At 37.8% G+C, this 16916-nt stretch carries 16 protein-coding genes; 4 read left to right on the top strand and 12 right to left on the bottom strand.

The window, feature by feature from the left end; all coding sequences use genetic code 11:
- Positions 1-145: 145 nt before the first annotated feature.
- Positions 146-1642 carry a glutamate synthase subunit beta gene (locus GH715_RS19405; protein WP_153836833.1) on the bottom strand — a complete coding sequence of 499 codons (1497 nt, stop codon included), beginning with the start codon at positions 1640-1642 and terminating at the stop codon, positions 146-148.
- A gap of 16 nt (positions 1643-1658) precedes the next feature.
- Complete coding sequence (gene gltB / locus GH715_RS19400; RefSeq protein ID WP_153836834.1) at positions 1659-6212, bottom strand: glutamate synthase large subunit; 4554 nt, start codon at positions 6210-6212, stop codon at positions 1659-1661.
- A 127-nt stretch (positions 6213-6339) separates the two neighbouring features.
- Between gltB and gltC the strand changes: the two genes are divergently transcribed.
- Positions 6340-7242 carry a glutamate biosynthesis transcriptional regulator GltC gene (gltC, locus tag GH715_RS19395; RefSeq protein ID WP_018933991.1) on the top strand — a complete coding sequence of 301 codons (903 nt, stop codon included), beginning with the start codon at positions 6340-6342 and terminating at the stop codon, positions 7240-7242.
- Positions 7243-7306: 64 nt separating this feature from the next.
- Here gltC and GH715_RS19390 read toward each other — a convergent pair whose 3' ends face one another.
- Entirely contained in the window at positions 7307-8203 is an 897-nt protein-coding gene (locus GH715_RS19390) for a 5'-3' exonuclease (RefSeq protein ID WP_153836835.1), read from the bottom strand.
- Between the two features lie 97 nt (positions 8204-8300).
- Between GH715_RS19390 and msrA the strand changes: the two genes are divergently transcribed.
- Positions 8301-8828 carry a peptide-methionine (S)-S-oxide reductase MsrA gene (gene msrA, locus GH715_RS19385; protein ID WP_153836836.1) on the top strand — a complete coding sequence of 176 codons (528 nt, stop codon included), beginning with the start codon at positions 8301-8303 and terminating at the stop codon, positions 8826-8828.
- A gap of 15 nt (positions 8829-8843) precedes the next feature.
- On the opposite strand, the gene GH715_RS19380 is transcribed toward msrA, so the two are convergent.
- Together GH715_RS19380 and GH715_RS19375 are read right to left on the bottom strand one after the other, a co-directional pair.
- Complete coding sequence (locus tag GH715_RS19380) at positions 8844-9164, bottom strand: hypothetical protein (protein WP_153836837.1); 321 nt, start codon at positions 9162-9164, stop codon at positions 8844-8846.
- An 82-nt stretch (positions 9165-9246) separates the two neighbouring features.
- Positions 9247-9459 (bottom strand): hypothetical protein, encoded by a 213-nt coding sequence (locus GH715_RS19375; protein ID WP_018933995.1) that lies wholly within the window; start codon positions 9457-9459, stop codon positions 9247-9249.
- Positions 9460-9756: 297 nt separating this feature from the next.
- Here GH715_RS19375 and GH715_RS19370 point away from each other — a divergent pair, with 297 nt between their 5' ends.
- On the top strand, positions 9757-10053 hold the full coding sequence (locus GH715_RS19370) for a hypothetical protein (RefSeq protein WP_153836838.1): 297 nt from the start codon (positions 9757-9759) through the stop codon (positions 10051-10053).
- A 197-nt stretch (positions 10054-10250) separates the two neighbouring features.
- On the opposite strand, the gene hisIE is transcribed toward GH715_RS19370, so the two are convergent.
- Genes hisIE through GH715_RS19335 form a run of 7 tightly spaced genes read right to left on the bottom strand, consistent with a single transcriptional unit; the run spans position 10251 to position 15865 of the window.
- Positions 10251-10898 carry a bifunctional phosphoribosyl-AMP cyclohydrolase/phosphoribosyl-ATP diphosphatase HisIE gene (gene hisIE / locus GH715_RS19365; RefSeq protein WP_163578779.1) on the bottom strand — a complete coding sequence of 216 codons (648 nt, stop codon included), beginning with the start codon at positions 10896-10898 and terminating at the stop codon, positions 10251-10253.
- Positions 10888-11646 carry an imidazole glycerol phosphate synthase subunit HisF gene (gene hisF, locus GH715_RS19360; protein WP_153836839.1) on the bottom strand — a complete coding sequence of 253 codons (759 nt, stop codon included), beginning with the start codon at positions 11644-11646 and terminating at the stop codon, positions 10888-10890. The genes hisIE and hisF overlap by 11 nt, the downstream gene beginning before the upstream one ends.
- A complete protein-coding gene (hisH, locus tag GH715_RS19355) occupies positions 11643-12260 on the bottom strand; it encodes an imidazole glycerol phosphate synthase subunit HisH (protein ID WP_153836840.1) in 618 nt (205 codons plus the stop codon). The genes hisF and hisH overlap by 4 nt, the downstream gene beginning before the upstream one ends.
- Positions 12257-12844 (bottom strand): imidazoleglycerol-phosphate dehydratase HisB, encoded by a 588-nt coding sequence (gene hisB, locus GH715_RS19350; protein ID WP_153836841.1) that lies wholly within the window; start codon positions 12842-12844, stop codon positions 12257-12259. The genes hisH and hisB overlap by 4 nt, the downstream gene beginning before the upstream one ends.
- Positions 12844-14127 carry a histidinol dehydrogenase gene (gene hisD, locus GH715_RS19345; RefSeq protein ID WP_153836842.1) on the bottom strand — a complete coding sequence of 428 codons (1284 nt, stop codon included), beginning with the start codon at positions 14125-14127 and terminating at the stop codon, positions 12844-12846. The genes hisB and hisD overlap by 1 nt, the downstream gene beginning before the upstream one ends.
- Positions 14124-14744: an ATP phosphoribosyltransferase gene (hisG, locus tag GH715_RS19340; RefSeq protein WP_153836843.1), complete on the bottom strand. Its 621-nt coding sequence runs from the start codon at positions 14742-14744 to the stop codon at positions 14124-14126. The genes hisD and hisG overlap by 4 nt, the downstream gene beginning before the upstream one ends.
- Positions 14741-15865 carry an ATP phosphoribosyltransferase regulatory subunit gene (locus tag GH715_RS19335; RefSeq protein WP_153836844.1) on the bottom strand — a complete coding sequence of 375 codons (1125 nt, stop codon included), beginning with the start codon at positions 15863-15865 and terminating at the stop codon, positions 14741-14743. Before GH715_RS19335 ends, hisG begins: the two co-directional genes overlap by 4 nt.
- A gap of 173 nt (positions 15866-16038) precedes the next feature.
- On the opposite strand from GH715_RS19335, the gene hisJ reads away from it, so the two are divergent.
- Positions 16039-16842 carry a histidinol-phosphatase HisJ gene (gene hisJ / locus GH715_RS19330; protein WP_194928296.1) on the top strand — a complete coding sequence of 268 codons (804 nt, stop codon included), beginning with the start codon at positions 16039-16041 and terminating at the stop codon, positions 16840-16842.
- Positions 16843-16916 lie beyond the last annotated feature (74 nt).

The raw sequence follows: 16916 nt of genomic DNA, 5'->3' as shown, positions 1-16916 counted from the left end.
AAGGCCTCACTCTACAAAATTTTCATTACTTCGCAGTATCTATCTACTGTGTAAATTAAGAGTTTTTTTCTTTGGTTAATATGCAGTCCTCTTTAGAAAAGGCATAAAGAAAAACCTACGACAATGCGTAGGTTTTTTGGTTCTCTTACATATTTGCAACGGATGGTAAGGCAGTTTCTCCCATTAAATATTGATCAACATGGTATGCTACTTCACGTCCTTCATTAATTGCCCATACGATAAGGCTTTGACCACGACGTGAATCACCTGCAGCAAATACATGCTCTACATTTGTACGGAAATCGCCATAAGCGGCATCTACGCGGTTACGCTCTGTTTTTACATTAAACGCTTCTAGTACTGGGTGTTCTGCACCTTCAAAACCGATAGCGATTAATACTAATTGTGCTGGCCAAACTTTTTCTGTGCCTGGAATTTCCTCAAATACAAACATACCCTTTTCATCACGAGTTTTCTTCATTTCTACAGTGTGTAATTCTTTTAGTTTGCCATTCTCATCTGTCACAAATTTCTTCGTTTGAATAGAATATTGACGAATATCTTCACCATAGTATTCTTTTGCTTCTTTGTGTGCATATTCTAAGCTGAATACTTGTGGATATGCTGGCCACTGATTTTCATCTGAACGTTTCATTGGTAATTGTGGGTGTTTACCGAATTGTGCAATACTATTTGCACCTTGACGAAGTGCTGTAGCGATACAGTCAGCACCCGTATCCCCACCACCAATAACAATAACGTCTTTACCTTTGGCATCTAGTTCTTCTTCCACTTCGACACTTTCATCTAATACTTTTTGAGTTGCTTTGGTTAAATAGTCCATAGCAAAACGTACACCTTTACCTTCACGACCTTCAATAGGAAGATCTCGATGTTTCTGTGCACCTGTACATAAAATCACAGAGTCATAATTTGCTTTTATTTCTTCAGCAGAAATATCTTTACCTACTTCCGTATTTAGCACAAATTCAATACCTTCATCACGAAGTAACTGAACTCGGCGTTCTACTACCCCTTTATCTAATTTCATGTTTGGAATACCGTACGTTAAGAGACCCCCAGCGCGATCAGCGCGTTCATAAACTGTTACACTATGTCCCGCTTGATTCAATTGGTCTGCTGCAGCTAAACCAGCTGGTCCAGAACCGACAATGGCAACTCTCTTTCCTGTGCGATGCTCCGGAACACGCGGTTCTATCCATCCTTCTTCAAAACCTTTATCAATTATCTTTTGTTCAATATTTTTGATAGTTACGGCAGGATCATTGATCGCAACCGTACAAGACCCTTCACATGGAGCCGGACATACTCTTCCTGTGAATTCAGGAAAGTTATTTGTTTTCATTAAACGATCTAATGCCTCTCTCCACTTTCCTTTATACACCAAATCATTCCACTCTGGGATCAGATTGTAGATAGGACAACCTGATGTTGCCCCATCAATATCCATCCCGATGTGACAGAATGGTGTACCACAATCCATACAGCGTGCTCCTTGAGTTTTTGCTACTTCATCAGAGAAAGGAGCAGAATATTCTTTCCAATCATGAATTCTTTCTAATGGATCTCGTTCATTTGCCGTTTGTCTTTCAAACTCCATAAAACCTGTTGCTTTCCCCATATCATCTGTCTCCTTTCTATTTAGTCAATACTTCTTCCGGATTTAAAGTCACTGTCATTTTATTGTCTTTTTTCGCTGTAAATGCTTCAAGTCTAGCTTCGTCCACTGATAAGCCTTGAGATTCAAACCAATCAATTTGCTTTAGCATTAGTTTATAGTCTGTTGGGATTACTTTCACGAATTTGTTCACTTCATCTTCCCAGTTTTGCAATGTTACTGCTGCTTTATCACTATTGGTATATTCGTGATGGTTCATAATTAGTTCTTTTACTTCTTCGATCTCTTTAGCATCTGTTAATTCTTCAAATTGTACTAATTCCGTATTACATAGTCGTTTAAATTGCTCAATATTGTCTGGTTTCACATAGGCAATACCACCAGACATACCAGCAGCAAAGTTTTTACCTACATTTCCGAGAATCACTACGCGACCACCTGTCATATATTCACATCCATGGTCTCCCACACCTTCTACAACGATTTTCGCTCCACTATTTCTTACAGCAAAACGTTCTCCGGCGTAGCCCTGGATATAGGCTTCACCACTTGTCGCACCATAGAATGATACATTACCTGCAATAACATTATTTCCTGGATCGATCGTTGTTTTCTCAGAAGCGCGAACAATTACTTTACCACCTGATAAGCCTTTACCAACATAATCATTGGCATCACCTGTTACAGTTAACGTCATACCGGAAGGAATAAAGGCACCAAAACTTTGACCTGCTGATCCAGTAAAGTGTAGATTAATCGTATCTTCTGGTAGACCTCTTTCACCATATTTCTTAGAAATCTCACTTCCGACAATCGTACCTACAACACGATCGGTATTTTTTATCGGGAAGGATGCTTCTAATGCTTCCCCTGTATCAATTGCTTTTTGTACAGTCGGTAAAATCTGTTTCAAATCTAATGATTTATCTAATTCATGATCTTGTGTTGTTGTATTAATACGTGTTCCTTCTGGTTGGTAAAGGAGTGTAGATAGATCTAAGTGTTTAGCTTTCCAGTGTGCTTCTGCACGTTCGGAAACTTCTAATACATCTGTTCTTCCAACCATTTCATCAATAGTTCGGAAACCTAATTCAGCCATAATTTCACGAACTTCTTCTGCGATAAATGTCATATAATTAACGACATGATCAGGGTTACCAGTAAATTTCTTACGCAACTCTGGATTTTGTGTTGCAACCCCTACTGGACATGTATCATTATGGCATACACGCATCATCACACATCCGACAACAACTAAAGGTGCTGTTGCGAATCCATACTCTTCTGCACCTAATAATGCAGCCATCACGACATCTTTACCTGTTAACAATTTCCCATCCGTTTCTAAAATAACTCTATCTCTCAGTCCGTTTAGCATTAAGGTTTGGTGAGCTTCTGCAAGACCTAATTCCCATGGTAAGCCTGCATGTTTAATACTTGTTTTTGGTGAAGCACCTGTACCACCATCATAACCAACAACAGAAATAACATCTGCATTACCTTTTGCAACACCTGCAGCAATCGTTCCAACACCAGATTTTGCTACGAGCTTGACACTAACTCTTGCATCACGATTAGCATTCTTTAAGTCGTGAATTAATTGTGCTAAATCCTCGATGGAATAAATATCATGGTGTGGTGGAGGTGAAATTAAGTCTACACCTGGAGTTGAACCACGAACATCTGCTACCCATGGATAAACCTTCATACCAGGTAATTGTCCACCTTCACCAGGCTTTGCACCTTGTGCCATTTTAATCTGTAATTCTTTTGCGTTAACAAGATAATGACTTTTGGCTCCGAAACGTCCAGATGCTACCTGCTTAATCGCACTGGAACGCAAGTCGCCGTTTTCATCTCTACTAAAACGATCAGGGTCTTCCCCGCCTTCCCCACTATTACTTTTACCGCCTAAACGGTTCATGGCAATGGCAAGAGCTTCATGTGCTTCTTTACTGATGGAACCGAAGGACATTGCACCTGTTTTGAAACGTTTGACAATAGATTCAACTGGTTCCACTTCTTCGATCGGGATACTATTGTCTTTCTTAAAATCAAACAGGTTACGTAAAAAGCCGATACGCTCTTCGTTAGCAGCTTTAGAGAATTTCTTGAATAGATCATAATCACCACGACGGCAAGCCCACTGTAACGTATAAATAGTAGTTGGGTTAAAGGCATGGTGTTCGCCTACTTTACGCCATTGGAAATCACTTCCTGACTCAAGCGATTCTTGAACTGCAGCTTTATATGCTTCATTATGACGTTTTTCCGTCTCTTCTTGGATAACGTCTAAACCAATGCCATCAATCTGTGATGCTGTACCGGTAAAATGCTCTTCAATTACCTTTTTACTAATACCTACAGCTTCAAAGATTTGCGCACCTCGATAACTTTGGACAGTAGAGATACCTATTTTCGACATAACTTTAATGATGCCTTCTGTTGCTACACTAATAAATTTATCTTGTACCTCTGCAAGCGTCATATTTAAACGATCATCCAAAATAGACATGTAATACGTTTGATACACGAGGTATGGATGAATGGCATCTACACCGTATCCTAACATCGTAGCAAAGTGATGAACTTCTCGAGCTTCACCTGATTGAGCAATGATACTTGCTTGCGTACGAATACCTTCTCGCACTAGATACTGATGCAAACCGCTAACAGCGAGAAGTGTTGGGATAGCTTTTTGGTTCGGATCCATATTCTTATCACTTAAAATAATGATATTGCTTCCAGCTTCAATTGCTTTCTTCGCTTGTTCATACACATTGTGAAGGGCTTTTTCCATATCATCTGTAAATAATGTTTCGATAACTTCTGATTGGAATCCTTCTATTTCATTATTCGCTAACTTTTCAATTTGTGTATTAGATAAAATTGGCGAATCTAGACGAATTCTACTTGATTTTGTTTTAGCTGGATGAAGGATATCTCCCTCAGCACCTAACCATGTCAACATTGATGTAACGAGTTGCTCACGATAAGCATCAATTGGTGGATTTGTTACTTGGGCAAACAATTGTTTGAAATAGTTAAACAAACTTTGTGGACGTTCAGATAATACCGCTAATGGCATATCGTTCCCCATTGCACCAATTGGATCTTTTCCGCCCTCTAGTAAAGGGAGGAGATATTTCTCGACATCTTCTGTTGTATAACCAAATGCTTTTTGTTTCTGAAGCAGTTGTGGATCGATATAATCATCGTTTTTCGCTTCTACTTCTAACGGTACAATTTGATCATCTAACCAGTCTTGGTATGGATGAGCACTTGCAACCTCTTCTTTAATTTCTTTATCAGATATGATACGACCTTCTTCAATATCAATAAGCAACATTTTACCAGGACTTAGACGTTCTTTTAATAACACATTTTCTTCTTCATAGTCGATAACACCAACTTCTGAAGAATAAATAATATAATCGTCTTTCGTTACATAATAACGCGCCGGACGAAGACCGTTACGATCCAAGATTGCTCCAATTTGTTTCCCGTTTGTAAAAGTAATCGAAGTTGGACCATCCCATGGTTCCATCATCATACTGTGATATTGATAGAAAGCTCGTTTCTTCTCATCCATGTGTGGGTTTTTCTCCCATGGTTCAGGAATTAGCATCATCGCAGCATGTGCTGGCTTACGACCTGCTAATGTGAAAAATTCCAATGCATTATCTAATGTGGCAGAGTCACTTCCACCACCATTAATAATTGGTAATACTTTATCTAAATCATCACCAAATGCTTCTGATACAAATTGCTTCTCTCTTGCACGCATCCAGTTTACGTTACCTCGCATTGTATTAATCTCACCGTTGTGAATGAGATAACGGTTCGGGTGGGCTCTTTCCCAGGATGGGAATGTATTAGTACTGAAACGAGAGTGTACAAGTGAGAAAGCAGAGACAAATTCTTCATCTTGTAAATCTAAATAAAATTTATCTACTTGATCAGGTGTTAATAAACCTTTATAAACAATTGTTCTATTTGATAAACTCGGAAAATAAAAACGAATTTCTTTTTGATTCGCCCAATTCTCAGCTTGTTTGCGAATAATATATAATTTTCTTTCGAAGGCTAAATCGTCTTCTATTTCATCTGCTGCTTCAATGAAAACCTGATGTACAGTTGGTAATGTTTCAATCGCCCCTTTACCAATCTGGGAAGGATCAGTTGGTACATCTCTCCAGCCGATTATTTTTTGTCCTTCTTCTTCGATTAACTGATTAATTTTTTCAATTGCTAGTTTTTGTTCATTTTCATCTTGAGATAAGAACAACATACCAACTCCGTAACGTCCAACAGCTGGTAGTTGAAAGTCTTTACATTCTCTTCTAAAATATTTATCAGGGATCTGTACCATTAAACCAGATCCGTCACCTGTCAGTGGATCGCTCCCTTGTCCACCTCGGTGCTCTAACTTGCATAACATGTCTAAACCTTTTTTTACGATCTCGTGTGTTTGTTTCCCTTTTATATGCGCATATAATCCAATACCACAAGCGTCATGTTCAAAATCCGGATTGTATAACCCTTGGGCACTAGGCAAGTCGCGATACGTCATATATGTCGCCCCCATTCAATATACTTTTAAGGTGTCTACTACTATTGTAGGTTTTCTTATTGATCGAAACAATATATAATAAACATAACATTGTTCTAATTCTGATATATATCATGAGGTGAATCGAGTGGAATTACGTCAATTACGCTATTTTGTTGAAGTCGCTGAGCGGGAACACGTCTCTGATGCGGCAGCAGAATTGCATGTAGCCCAGTCTGCAATTAGTAGACAAATAGCTAACCTAGAAGCAGAGCTTGGAGTCGAACTATTTGAAAGAGAAGGCAGAAATGTGCGTTTAACCCATATAGGAAGGATATTTCTGACCCATACCAAAACGGCATTAAAAGCGATTGATCATGCAAAGAAACAAATCGATGAATATATCGATCCAGAAAGAGGCTCGATTAAAATTGGTTTTCCAACCAGTCTAGCCAGTAACTTGTTACCTACTGTAGTTTCTGAATTCAAGAAAAAACACCCTAAAATCGGATTTCAATTGCGACAAGGTTCATATAATTTTTTAATTGAATCAGTGGAAAACCGCGAAATTGATGTCGCTTTTTTAGGTCCTGTTCCGACAGAACATCCTGATATTTTAGGAGATATCTTATTTAGAGAAAATTTTTACGCATTAGTACCCAATTCACACCCTTTAGCTGAACAGAGCAGTGTGAATTTACGCGATTTACATGATGAAAGTTTTGTTTTATTCCCTGAAGGTTTTGTTTTACACCAACTCGTTATCGACGGTTGTAAACAAGCAGGATTTACACCAAATGTATCATCTCAAGGGGAAGATTTAGATGCAATCAAGGGGTTGGTTGCAGCGGGTATAGGGATTACCTTATTACCAGAAAGTGCATTCAATGATTTAAATCCGTACTACAGTGCAAAAGTTGCCATCCAGAACCCTGAGTTAAAACGTACGGTTGGCATTATTATTCCCAAGAACAGAAAACTTGCTCCATCTGAACAAGTTTTCTATGAATTTATAAAGGAATTCTTCTCGATTTTACAGAGGTTTCAATAAGTAGATATCGAGTAAAAGAGCTAGCTTTATGGCTAGCTCTTTTAAATGTATATTATTGAGGTTTTTATCCGGTAGCTCTTTCCCATAATTTATCCAACCAACGTCCAGGGTTTTGGAATTCTAACTCATCGATTAGATAAGAGCGAATATTGGTTAAATCATCGCTCCATAATGCTGTTTCTATAGAAAAGCTCAGCGGTACTTCGGTGTGAATAGCTGCTAATTTACGAGAAATTGCTAGATCTTCTGCGTATTGCTCCAATTTCTTCTGCATGCCTTTAGTTAAATTCTCTTTATCTGCTAACAAGTTATCAATTGTTTCATATTGCATTAATAATTTTAAAGCAGTCTTCTCTCCTACACCTTTTACACCTGGATAGTTATCAGATGAATCGCCCATCAATCCTTTAAGATCGATAATTTGTTTAGGAGTCAATCCCTTCTTCTCATAGAAGTTATCGGCATGAAAGACATCATAATTGCCTTGTCCTTTTTTCATGATAGCAATATTAATGTTATGATCTACTAATTGTAACAAATCCTGATCACCTGTTACGACTGTCACTTGATGTTCTTTATGCAGTTGTTTGGCAAGCGTACCTATACAGTCGTCCGCTTCAAATCCAGTAACTCCTACATTCGGAACTTGAAATGCTGTCACAATATCTTTTGCTAAGTCAAACTGTGGTACAAGCTCTTCTGGAGGTGCATCACGGTTTGATTTATATCCATCATACAATTCATTACGAAATGTTTGACTTCCCATGTCCCAACAGCAAACAACATGTGTTGGTTGGAAGGTTTCTATCGCATTGGTAAAATAATTCAAGAAACCAAACAATCCATTTCTTGGAACGCCTTTACTATTGACCATAAAATTACCGGTAAATGCTGTTGCAAAAAATCCTCTAAATAATAATGCCATTCCATCTACAATAAGGACATGTGATCTATCTGTCATTTTATTCACCCTTTAAGTTTAATTGATTTACTTCTATTAATATAACTTGTATATTAAATGCTACAAGAGCATTTTGCAAGATAAAGGAGAAACAAACATGGAGAAAAAATTGGAAAAGGCCACGTTTGCTGGAGGCTGTTTCTGGTGTATGGTCAAGCCTTTTGATCAATGGGATGGTGTCGAAAGTGTTATTTCAGGTTACACTGGCGGCCACGTCGATAACCCATCATATGAAGAAGTGAAAACCGGGACCTCAGGACATTATGAGGCTGTTCAGATCACCTATGAACCTGAGAAAATATCTTATCAGCAAATTTTAGATTTATACTGGCCACAAATCGATCCTACCGATGATGGTGGACAATTTCATGACAGAGGTCCACAGTATCGAACAGCGATTTTCTACCATAACAATGAACAGAAAGTATTAGCTGTCCATTCTTTAAAGGAATTAGAAAATTCAAACCGATTCCAAAAAGAGATCGTCACAAAAATTTTACCCGCCAGTACGTTTTACCCGGCGGAGGAATATCATCAAGACTTTTATAAGAAGAATGAAGAAGAATACCTAGAAGATCGTGAGAAATCAGGTAGAGATGAGTTTATCGAGAATCATTGGGAATAAGCAAAAAGAACAGCCTTACGATGACTTGTAAGACTGTTCTTTTATTATGCCATTTGAAATTTTAGTGAGTGTTTTTTCAAGTAAGAATATAGTAGCATATATGGTAATAGCCACAATGACGAAAAATATAATATGTTTCAATACATTAACAGAAATAAAACTAACTAACCAATTTCCTCCGTAATATATAATTGCTGTAGCAAGTCCAATATACATAATATAACTCAAACCTATTCCTATAATCTGTTTCACTGATAGTTTTTTTATAAAGCGATGATGATCCAGTAAACGATAAATCAAAATGAGAATTGCTACAGTGTAAAAGATATAATCCATTAGTCTACCTCTCTCCTCCAAGTTACTTTCACGTCCTCATGTGTCTCTCTATCAAGTTACTACACATCCATTGAAGGAATTCTTACTTATTGTTTTTAACTAATTTCTTTTCCTTAAAGCTATAAGTAAAAGTACAACTCGTACCGATAAGTATTCCAAATAATGCAAAAATAGAAAATGAGCCTATTTCACCAAACCAACTTGCAGTTATTTGATCGGTAAATAACATTATGATTACAATGATATATCCAAAATATTGCATCATCTTAAAATCATTTACACGTTTATCTGACAAAAGATCTCACCACCAGATCCATTTTTATCCATGATATCATTTAAAAGTAGTTAGAACAAGATAAGGTATTGTTTGAAATGGATGAGGCCTATTTCCTATACTTACCATAGAAATGAAGTCACTATAAATGACTGAATTATCAAAGGGAATTTGATAAAAACTGGAAAAAGGTGATATACTCATCTTATCCAGTTTTATGATATAATATTGTTTTTTATTTAGCCCTTGGGACGGGACAATCACAATACTTTTTAAAAAACGAATACCATTGTTCAAATTTAAAAAAGGAGGAGCGTTTTGGAGAAGATATTTGTAAAAACGTGCAGTTGGTTAGGATTTACTCTTTTAATCCTTTGTATATTCAGTGCTTTATTTGATATTTCTATATTTGAGTCAAGTTTTATCGTTTTTTATAGTCTTAGTCTTTTAGGTTTCATTATTGGGTTTATGGGTTGGATACTTTTAAAGTTTCATACACTGAGTTCAGTAACTAAAATCGTAGGGAAGGTTGGTTTTTATGGTAATCTAGTAATTATGATACTATTTTTCCCTCCTATCTCCCACGTTTGGGGAACTTTGATTTTTGGTCCATAACAGTTCAGGCTATTCAATAATTTGAAGCTATAATCCATGGGAAGCATACAGACGGATGGTTAACATCATGATAAACGAATTGTTTCTTCTAATTAAAAATATAAAACGTTATTCTTTAATGGATAATTCTAACCGCAACTAATGTTAAACCTTAACTGCCATAAAAATCTCCACCAGTTCATAGTGGAGATTTTATATTACCATTTTTGTATTGCAGCACGGTCACCTTTACTATTCCCTTTTTTAGCAAAGCGATTAGATAATTCTTGTTTAACATCTTCTAATGTAACACCTTGATTCGCCATCATAACAAAAGTGTGATAAAGCAAATCACTAACCTCGTTTGTTAATTCCTCATTATCATTATTTTTTGCAGCGATTACTACTTCACCAGCTTCTTCGATTACCTTCTTACCAATCTTATCGACGCCTTTATCATATAAATAATTGGTATAGGAATTCTCCACACGTTCTGTTTTACGCTGTTCTACTTCTTGCATCACATTTTCAATGATGGAAGTATCAAAGCTCGTTTCTTTTTCAGCTACTCGATTGAAAAAGCAAGACACTTCACCGGTATGGCATGCTGGACCTGCTGGGATCACTTGAATCAACAATGTATCCTGATCACAATCTAAATCAATCGACTGTACCTCTTGCGTATTTCCAGACGTCGCACCTTTATTCCATAATGCATCACGAGATCTAGAATAAAACCAGGTCTGTTTCGTTTCTAACGTTTTTTCATATGCTTCTTCATTCATATATGCAAGCATTAACACATCTTTTGAATAATAATCTGTTACGATTGCTGGTATAAGTCCTTTAGAAAAATCAGGCTTCACGAATATTCACTCCTTGTTCGGTGCAGACCTCTTTTACTTGTTTTACGGTAAAGGTATTTTCATGGAAAATGGATGCAGCTAAACCTGCGGAAACATCTGTTTGATTGAAAACTTCTGGGAAATGCTCTGGTTTGCCAACTCCACCTGAAGCAATTACAGGAATACGTACGGCTGAAACTACAGCTTCCGTTAAAGCTAAATCAAATCCATCTTTGACACCATCTGTATCAACACTTGTCAAAAGAATTTCACCCGCACCTCTACTTTCAGCTTCTTGTGCCCATTCAATAGCATCAATACCGGTGTCCTTAGAACCACCATGTGTCATCACATGCCATTTGTCACCAACTCGTTTTGCGTCAATTGCTACAACCGTACATTGCGCACCAAAACGATCAGAGGATTCTGTAATTAGTTGTGGGTTGTTAACAGCAGCTGAGTTCATCCCTACTTTGTCAGCACCGGCTTTTAACAAGCGATTTACATCTTCAATAGTTCGAACACCGCCGCCAACAGTAAAGGGGACATAAACTTGTTCAGCAGTTCGTCTTACAATATCAATCATTGTTTGTCGTCCTTCGTTTGTCGCTGAGATATCCAAAAAGATGATTTCGTCTGCTCCATCTTTCGAATAATTTGATGCCATTTCTACCGGATCACCTAGTTCTCTTAAGCCAACAAAATTCGTTCCTTTCACTACTTTTCCTTCTTTCACATCTAAACATGGAATAATCCGTTTGGCAATCATGCTAGTTGCCCCCTATCACTATTGGTTTCCTCCATAAATACTTTTAACAAATCAACACCAACTTCCCCACTTTTCTCCGGATGAAATTGCATCCCATAGACATGCCCATTTTGCACAATGCCGGGAACCTTTGTGCCATAATCTGCTGTTGCGACAAGATATTGTTGATCGGTTCTCGCTTGAAAGGAATGTACAAAATAAATATGTTTATCTTGGAACGGTGCAAAAGCTTGATTATTATTTTCAATTTGTAATTGGTTCCAGCCAATGTGTGGCAGAATATACTCCGTGTCTATTCTAGTAACCTCACCAGGTATCAGTCCAAGTCCGTTAGAACTACCATTTTCATAACCTTTATCGAACAGTAATTGCATACCAAGACAAATCCCTAAAAAAGGCTTTTCTTTCGCAAGTCTGCGTAATGGTTCTGCTAAATTTCGTTGATTAATCTCTTGAACTGCTGCTTGAAAAGAACCGACACCAGGTAGAATAATGTGGGTTGCCGCTTCTAACCGCTCAATAGAGTCGGTAATCTCCACCTCATACCCTAACCGTTGAAAAGCTGTTCTGACACTTGCTACATTGCCCATACCATAATCTACAATTGCAATCATTCGATTAACCCCTTTGTAGAATTAACCCCTTTAATATCCGGATTAATTCGAATTGCTTCTCCCAATGCACGTCCTAACGCTTTGAAAATTGCCTCAATTTTATGGTGTGTGTTATGTCCATATATTACTTTTGCGTGCAAGGTAATGGCAGATTGGAAGGCGAAAGCCTGTAAAAATTCCTGGACTAATTCTGTATCGAAATTTCCAAGCTTTTCATTAGAAAACTCCGCGTCAAATACAAGGAAAGGTCGACCACTAATGTCCAACGCAACAAACCCTAATGATTCATCCATTGGTACATAGGCACTTCCAAAACGATTAATTGATTTCTTATCACCAAGTGCTTCCTTGATCAATTGACCCAATACAATTCCGACATCTTCTACAGTATGATGGCTGTCAATATGCAAATCCCCATCTGCTTTCACTACAAGTCCGATTCGACCATGTCGAGCAAAAGCTTCTAACATATGATCAAAAAAGCCGACACCTGTTTCAATAGTCACTTCACTTGGATCATCTAAGTTCACCGATACGTCAATTTGCGTTTCTAATGTTTCTCTTTTTTTACTAGCTGTTCTCATCATTTCTCCTCCAAACGTTTCGTTACCGCAAGCCCGTGTCCTTCTAACTGCTCTTGATTCGCTATTTTCACCACATCATCTCCAGCTTCTCGTAAAGCATCCTCTGTATAGTAAAGATAAGTAGTCTTTTTAACAAAGTCGTCAACGGACAATCCAGACGAGAACCTTGCTGTACCTGAAGTCGGTAATACGTGATTAGGTCCTGCAAAATAATCACCCAATGCTTCAGGCGTATAATGACCTAAAAATACAGAGCCTGCATGTTTTATTTTGCTTAAATAGCTTAATGGATCCTGTGTTTGAATTTCTAAATGTTCTGGCGCAATCTTGTTGGCTACATCAAATGCCTTTGCTAAAGTGTCTACCACAACACTGGCTCCTTTTTCCTGTAAAGCAGTAGTGGCAATATCTTTACGAGGTAACACTTCACATTGTTTGACTAATTCTCGATCGACCTCTTCTACGAGTGAGCGAGATGTAGTGATAAGAAAAGCTCGAGCAATGGTATCATGTTCGGCTTGAGCGATCAGGTCAGCTGCGACAAAGATAGGATTTGCTGATTCGTCGGCGATAATCGCAACCTCACTTGGACCAGCAATCATATCGATTCCAACATCACCATATACTAGCTTTTTCGCTGCTGCCACATATGCATTACCTGGACCAACAATTTTATCGACTTTTGGTATCGATTCTGTGCCGTAAGCAAATGCTGCAATAGCTTGCACGCCACCAACTCGGTAAATATTTGAAACACCAGCGATGTCAGCTGCGACAGCTAAAATCGGAGACAATGCTTCACCATCTTTGACAGGTGTTGCCATATTCACTTCTCCAACTCCGGCAAGGACTGCTGGAATAGCATTCATAAGTACAGATGATGGATATACAGCTGTACCACCTGGTACATAAATACCTACACGATCAATCGGACGGTAAAGTTGACCTGAGATAATATCTCCATCAGCTTGCATCATTCGCGAATTATTTAATTGCTTGCGATGAAAATCTCGAATGTTATCGGCTGCACGCTGTAATGCTCGAATCACCTCGTCATCTACTTGATCCCATGCTGCTTTCCGTTCTTCTTCTGATACTAACAATGTTTCCGGTGCTTGACCATCGAATTTCTCAATATAAAACCTTACCGCTTGATCGCCGTCCTTCTGTACATCTGCAATAATGTTGCTTGCTGCTTGTAAGAATTGTTGCTGTTCTTGACTATCGGTTTTTTCGGGTGCCGCTTTGGCTAAAAATTGATTGATAGATAATAAAGGAATCATTCGTTTCTCGCTCCTTCCCTAAACCGTTCAATAACTGGAACTAATTGATCTCGTTTAATTTTCAATGAAGAACGGTTGGCAATTAACCTTGCACTAAACGACAAAAATTCGTCTTGTATTACAAGACCATTCTCTTTTAATGTCGTTCCTGTCTCGACTATGTCCACAATAGCATCTGCAAGGCCTAAGATTGGGGCCAACTCGACAGATCCTTCCAGTTTGATAATGTCTACGGATTCACCTTTTTCCTTAAAATATGTTTTCGTAATATTCGTGAATGTACTGGCAATTCGTTTCTTCTGTTCTGGCCATTGGTAATCTCTTTTCGTTGCCAGTGCCATTCGACAATGACCAAATGGTAATGGGAATAAATTAAAAACATCAGGCTGGTGTTCAATTAAGATGTCCCCACCGACAACACCAATATCAGCTATACCGTTTTCTACATAAGTAGTTACGTCTACCCCTTTGGCAAAAAAGAAAGAAAATTCCTCTGTTTCAATTTGCAGCTTTCTGCCTTTTTCCAATAGAGGTTCTACTTCATAACCTAAGCCTTCAAAAAATTTTAAAAATTGTTTTTCCAGTCTCCCTTTTGTTAGTGCAATTACTGGTTTCATTTTTCAACCACCTTATACTGACTGTTCTCCACTACCACTTGATAAATAGTATGATAGCTTGTTTGATTTTTTAATTCGTATTGGATATCGACTACTTGTTCTTCCATTTCCATGCGAAACTCCTCAGCAATCGCATGTGTTTCGGGGGAAGCAATGATACATATTTTTTCTGGTTCTTTTTCAGCTGCCATATGTGTGGCTAATACATCGACATCAAAGGCAAGACCTACTGCAGAGGTTGTTAACTCAAATTGCTTGTAAAGACGATCATATCTACCACCAGAAAAACAAGTCGATCCATCATTAGTTAAAAAACCTCTAAACATAATGCCATCATAATACGGAAGGTTCTTAACACGCCCTAGATCTACGATAACTTCTGTTACACCAGAAGCTTCGAGTAAATCAATCAGTTTGTCAATATGTGTTAATATTTCCGTTAAGTCATCCCGATCCGACCAACGCCTGCGGTATTGCTCAATGATATCACGCGTACCATATGCATCAATTAGTGCCATTAAAGGCTTCGCAAGCTCTGCATTCCCTGCTTTAACAACAATTTCCTCAACAAGATCAGACCTTTTATCATGCATAGCTTTCAATAATTCCTCTTCTTCCTGTTTGCTAAAGGTAAAAGGTGCAATTAATGCATCAAAAATTCCTGTATGACCAAGTTCAATGACATAATCCTCAATATTTAAATGTTTGAAATAAGCTACAGCGGTTAACAGACTCTCTGCCTCCCCGAAAAAACGATCAGCATGAACGATTTCTATGCCGGCCTGTCTGCTTTCGGTATCTTCTTTGTCAAAGCGAAACACACTTCCTTGATAAGACCATTTTTGCTTAGATGGGTGCTGCCCTGCAATCGCTCGGGCAATTGCTGCAGTCCAGTCCGGTCTTAATACTTCAATCTCACCTTCCCCATTAAACCATTTCAACATGGAATGTAAGTCCATACCTGCTACCTCATTAGTAAATGTTTGGGCATATTCCACTACAGGAGTAGAAATTTGTTGAAAATTGCGCTTTTTTGTTACTTGTCTAAAAATCTCTGATGCTCGTAGCCGATTGGAGATTTGTACACCTGTTTCATCTTGACTTCCTGCTGGTAAAAACATATCGTTCACATCCTATATACACTTTATTAATTTACCACTCTACCGTGATAAAGTGTTTGTTTATAAACACTACATTAGCATACTTTTTTTAATTTTGTCAATCATCACTTTTCATTTTAAATAATTCTGTTTACAATAAGAAGCAAATCTATTTACATAAGGAGATGTCTTATATGAACATGAAAGGAGACTTTCACGTACATACCCCATTCTGTCCTCACGGTTCGAATGACAGTATCGAAATGTACATAGAACAAGCCATAAACAAAGGTATTACCGAGTTAACCTTTACCGAGCATGCACCATTACCCATTAATTTCATTGATCCTACACCAGATCAAGACAGTGCTATGTCATGGGAAGATCTTGATGCTTATATTCAAGTTATAGAGAATGCCAAAAAGCAATTTCAATCAAAAGTAAAAATCAATCTTGGCTTTGAAGTTGATTATATTGAAGGCTATGAAGATGCCACTACTTCTTTTCTAGATCAATATGGTCGTTATATCGATGATGCGATTTTGTCTGTACATATGCTAAGATCACCTGACTCTAACTATGTATGTATTGATTTCAGCAGTGAAGAATTTGCTCGAATCATTCAGATGTTTGGCAGTGTGGAAGCCGTATACGATAAATATTACCGAACAATGGAAAAAGCGATTATATCTGATCTTGGCGCTTATAAACCAAATCGAATCGGTCATTTAACCTTAATTCACAAATATCAACGGAAATATGCTGTCGATCAAAGATATCATGTGACAATCGAACGGTTACTTGATTTGATACAAGAACAGCAGCTAGAATTAGATGTTAACACAGCAGGTCTTTACAAAGAAGAATGTCTAGAACTATATCCACCACTTCCAATCATCGAAAAAGCGATACAAAAAGGTATTCAATGGAAACCTGGTTCAGATAGTCACGTCTCCAAGACGATCGCACGTGGATTTGATCAATTAAAAATTAAATAATAGTAAAAATGAAGGACAAAAGTTGTCTTTCTCAATTATAAGGAAAGTATATAATACGCGGCATGATAGTGTTT

The sequence above is a fragment of the Gracilibacillus thailandensis genome (assembly GCF_010994055.1).
In the GTDB taxonomy this organism is placed as follows: Bacteria; Bacillota; Bacilli; order Bacillales; family Amphibacillaceae; genus Gracilibacillus; species Gracilibacillus lacisalsi.
Note: the sequence above shows the minus strand (reverse complement) of the source record. Positions and strands in the feature narration are given on the sequence as shown.

Excerpts from the sequence above, each read along its gene's own strand:
- GH715_RS19405 (WP_153836833.1), bottom strand. The coding sequence starts at position 1,642 with ATGGGGAAAGCAACAGGTTTTATGGAGTTTGAAAGACAAACGGCAAAT.
- gltB (WP_153836834.1), bottom strand. The coding sequence starts at position 6,212 with ATGACGTATCGCGACTTGCCTAGTGCCCAAGGGTTATACAATCCGGAT.
- GH715_RS19390 (WP_153836835.1), bottom strand. The coding sequence starts at position 8,203 with ATGACAGATAGATCACATGTCCTTATTGTAGATGGAATGGCATTATTA.
- msrA (WP_153836836.1), top strand. The coding sequence starts at position 8,301 with ATGGAGAAAAAATTGGAAAAGGCCACGTTTGCTGGAGGCTGTTTCTGG.
- GH715_RS19380 (WP_153836837.1), bottom strand. The coding sequence starts at position 9,164 with ATGGATTATATCTTTTACACTGTAGCAATTCTCATTTTGATTTATCGT.
- hisF (WP_153836839.1), bottom strand. The coding sequence starts at position 11,646 with ATGATTGCCAAACGGATTATTCCATGTTTAGATGTGAAAGAAGGAAAA.
- hisH (WP_153836840.1), bottom strand. The coding sequence starts at position 12,260 with ATGATTGCAATTGTAGATTATGGTATGGGCAATGTAGCAAGTGTCAGA.
- hisB (WP_153836841.1), bottom strand. The coding sequence starts at position 12,844 with ATGAGAACAGCTAGTAAAAAAAGAGAAACATTAGAAACGCAAATTGAC.
- hisD (WP_153836842.1), bottom strand. The coding sequence starts at position 14,127 with ATGATTCCTTTATTATCTATCAATCAATTTTTAGCCAAAGCGGCACCC.
- hisG (WP_153836843.1), bottom strand. The coding sequence starts at position 14,744 with ATGAAACCAGTAATTGCACTAACAAAAGGGAGACTGGAAAAACAATTT.
- GH715_RS19335 (WP_153836844.1), bottom strand. The coding sequence starts at position 15,865 with ATGTTTTTACCAGCAGGAAGTCAAGATGAAACAGGTGTACAAATCTCC.
- hisJ (WP_194928296.1), top strand. The coding sequence starts at position 16,039 with ATGAACATGAAAGGAGACTTTCACGTACATACCCCATTCTGTCCTCAC.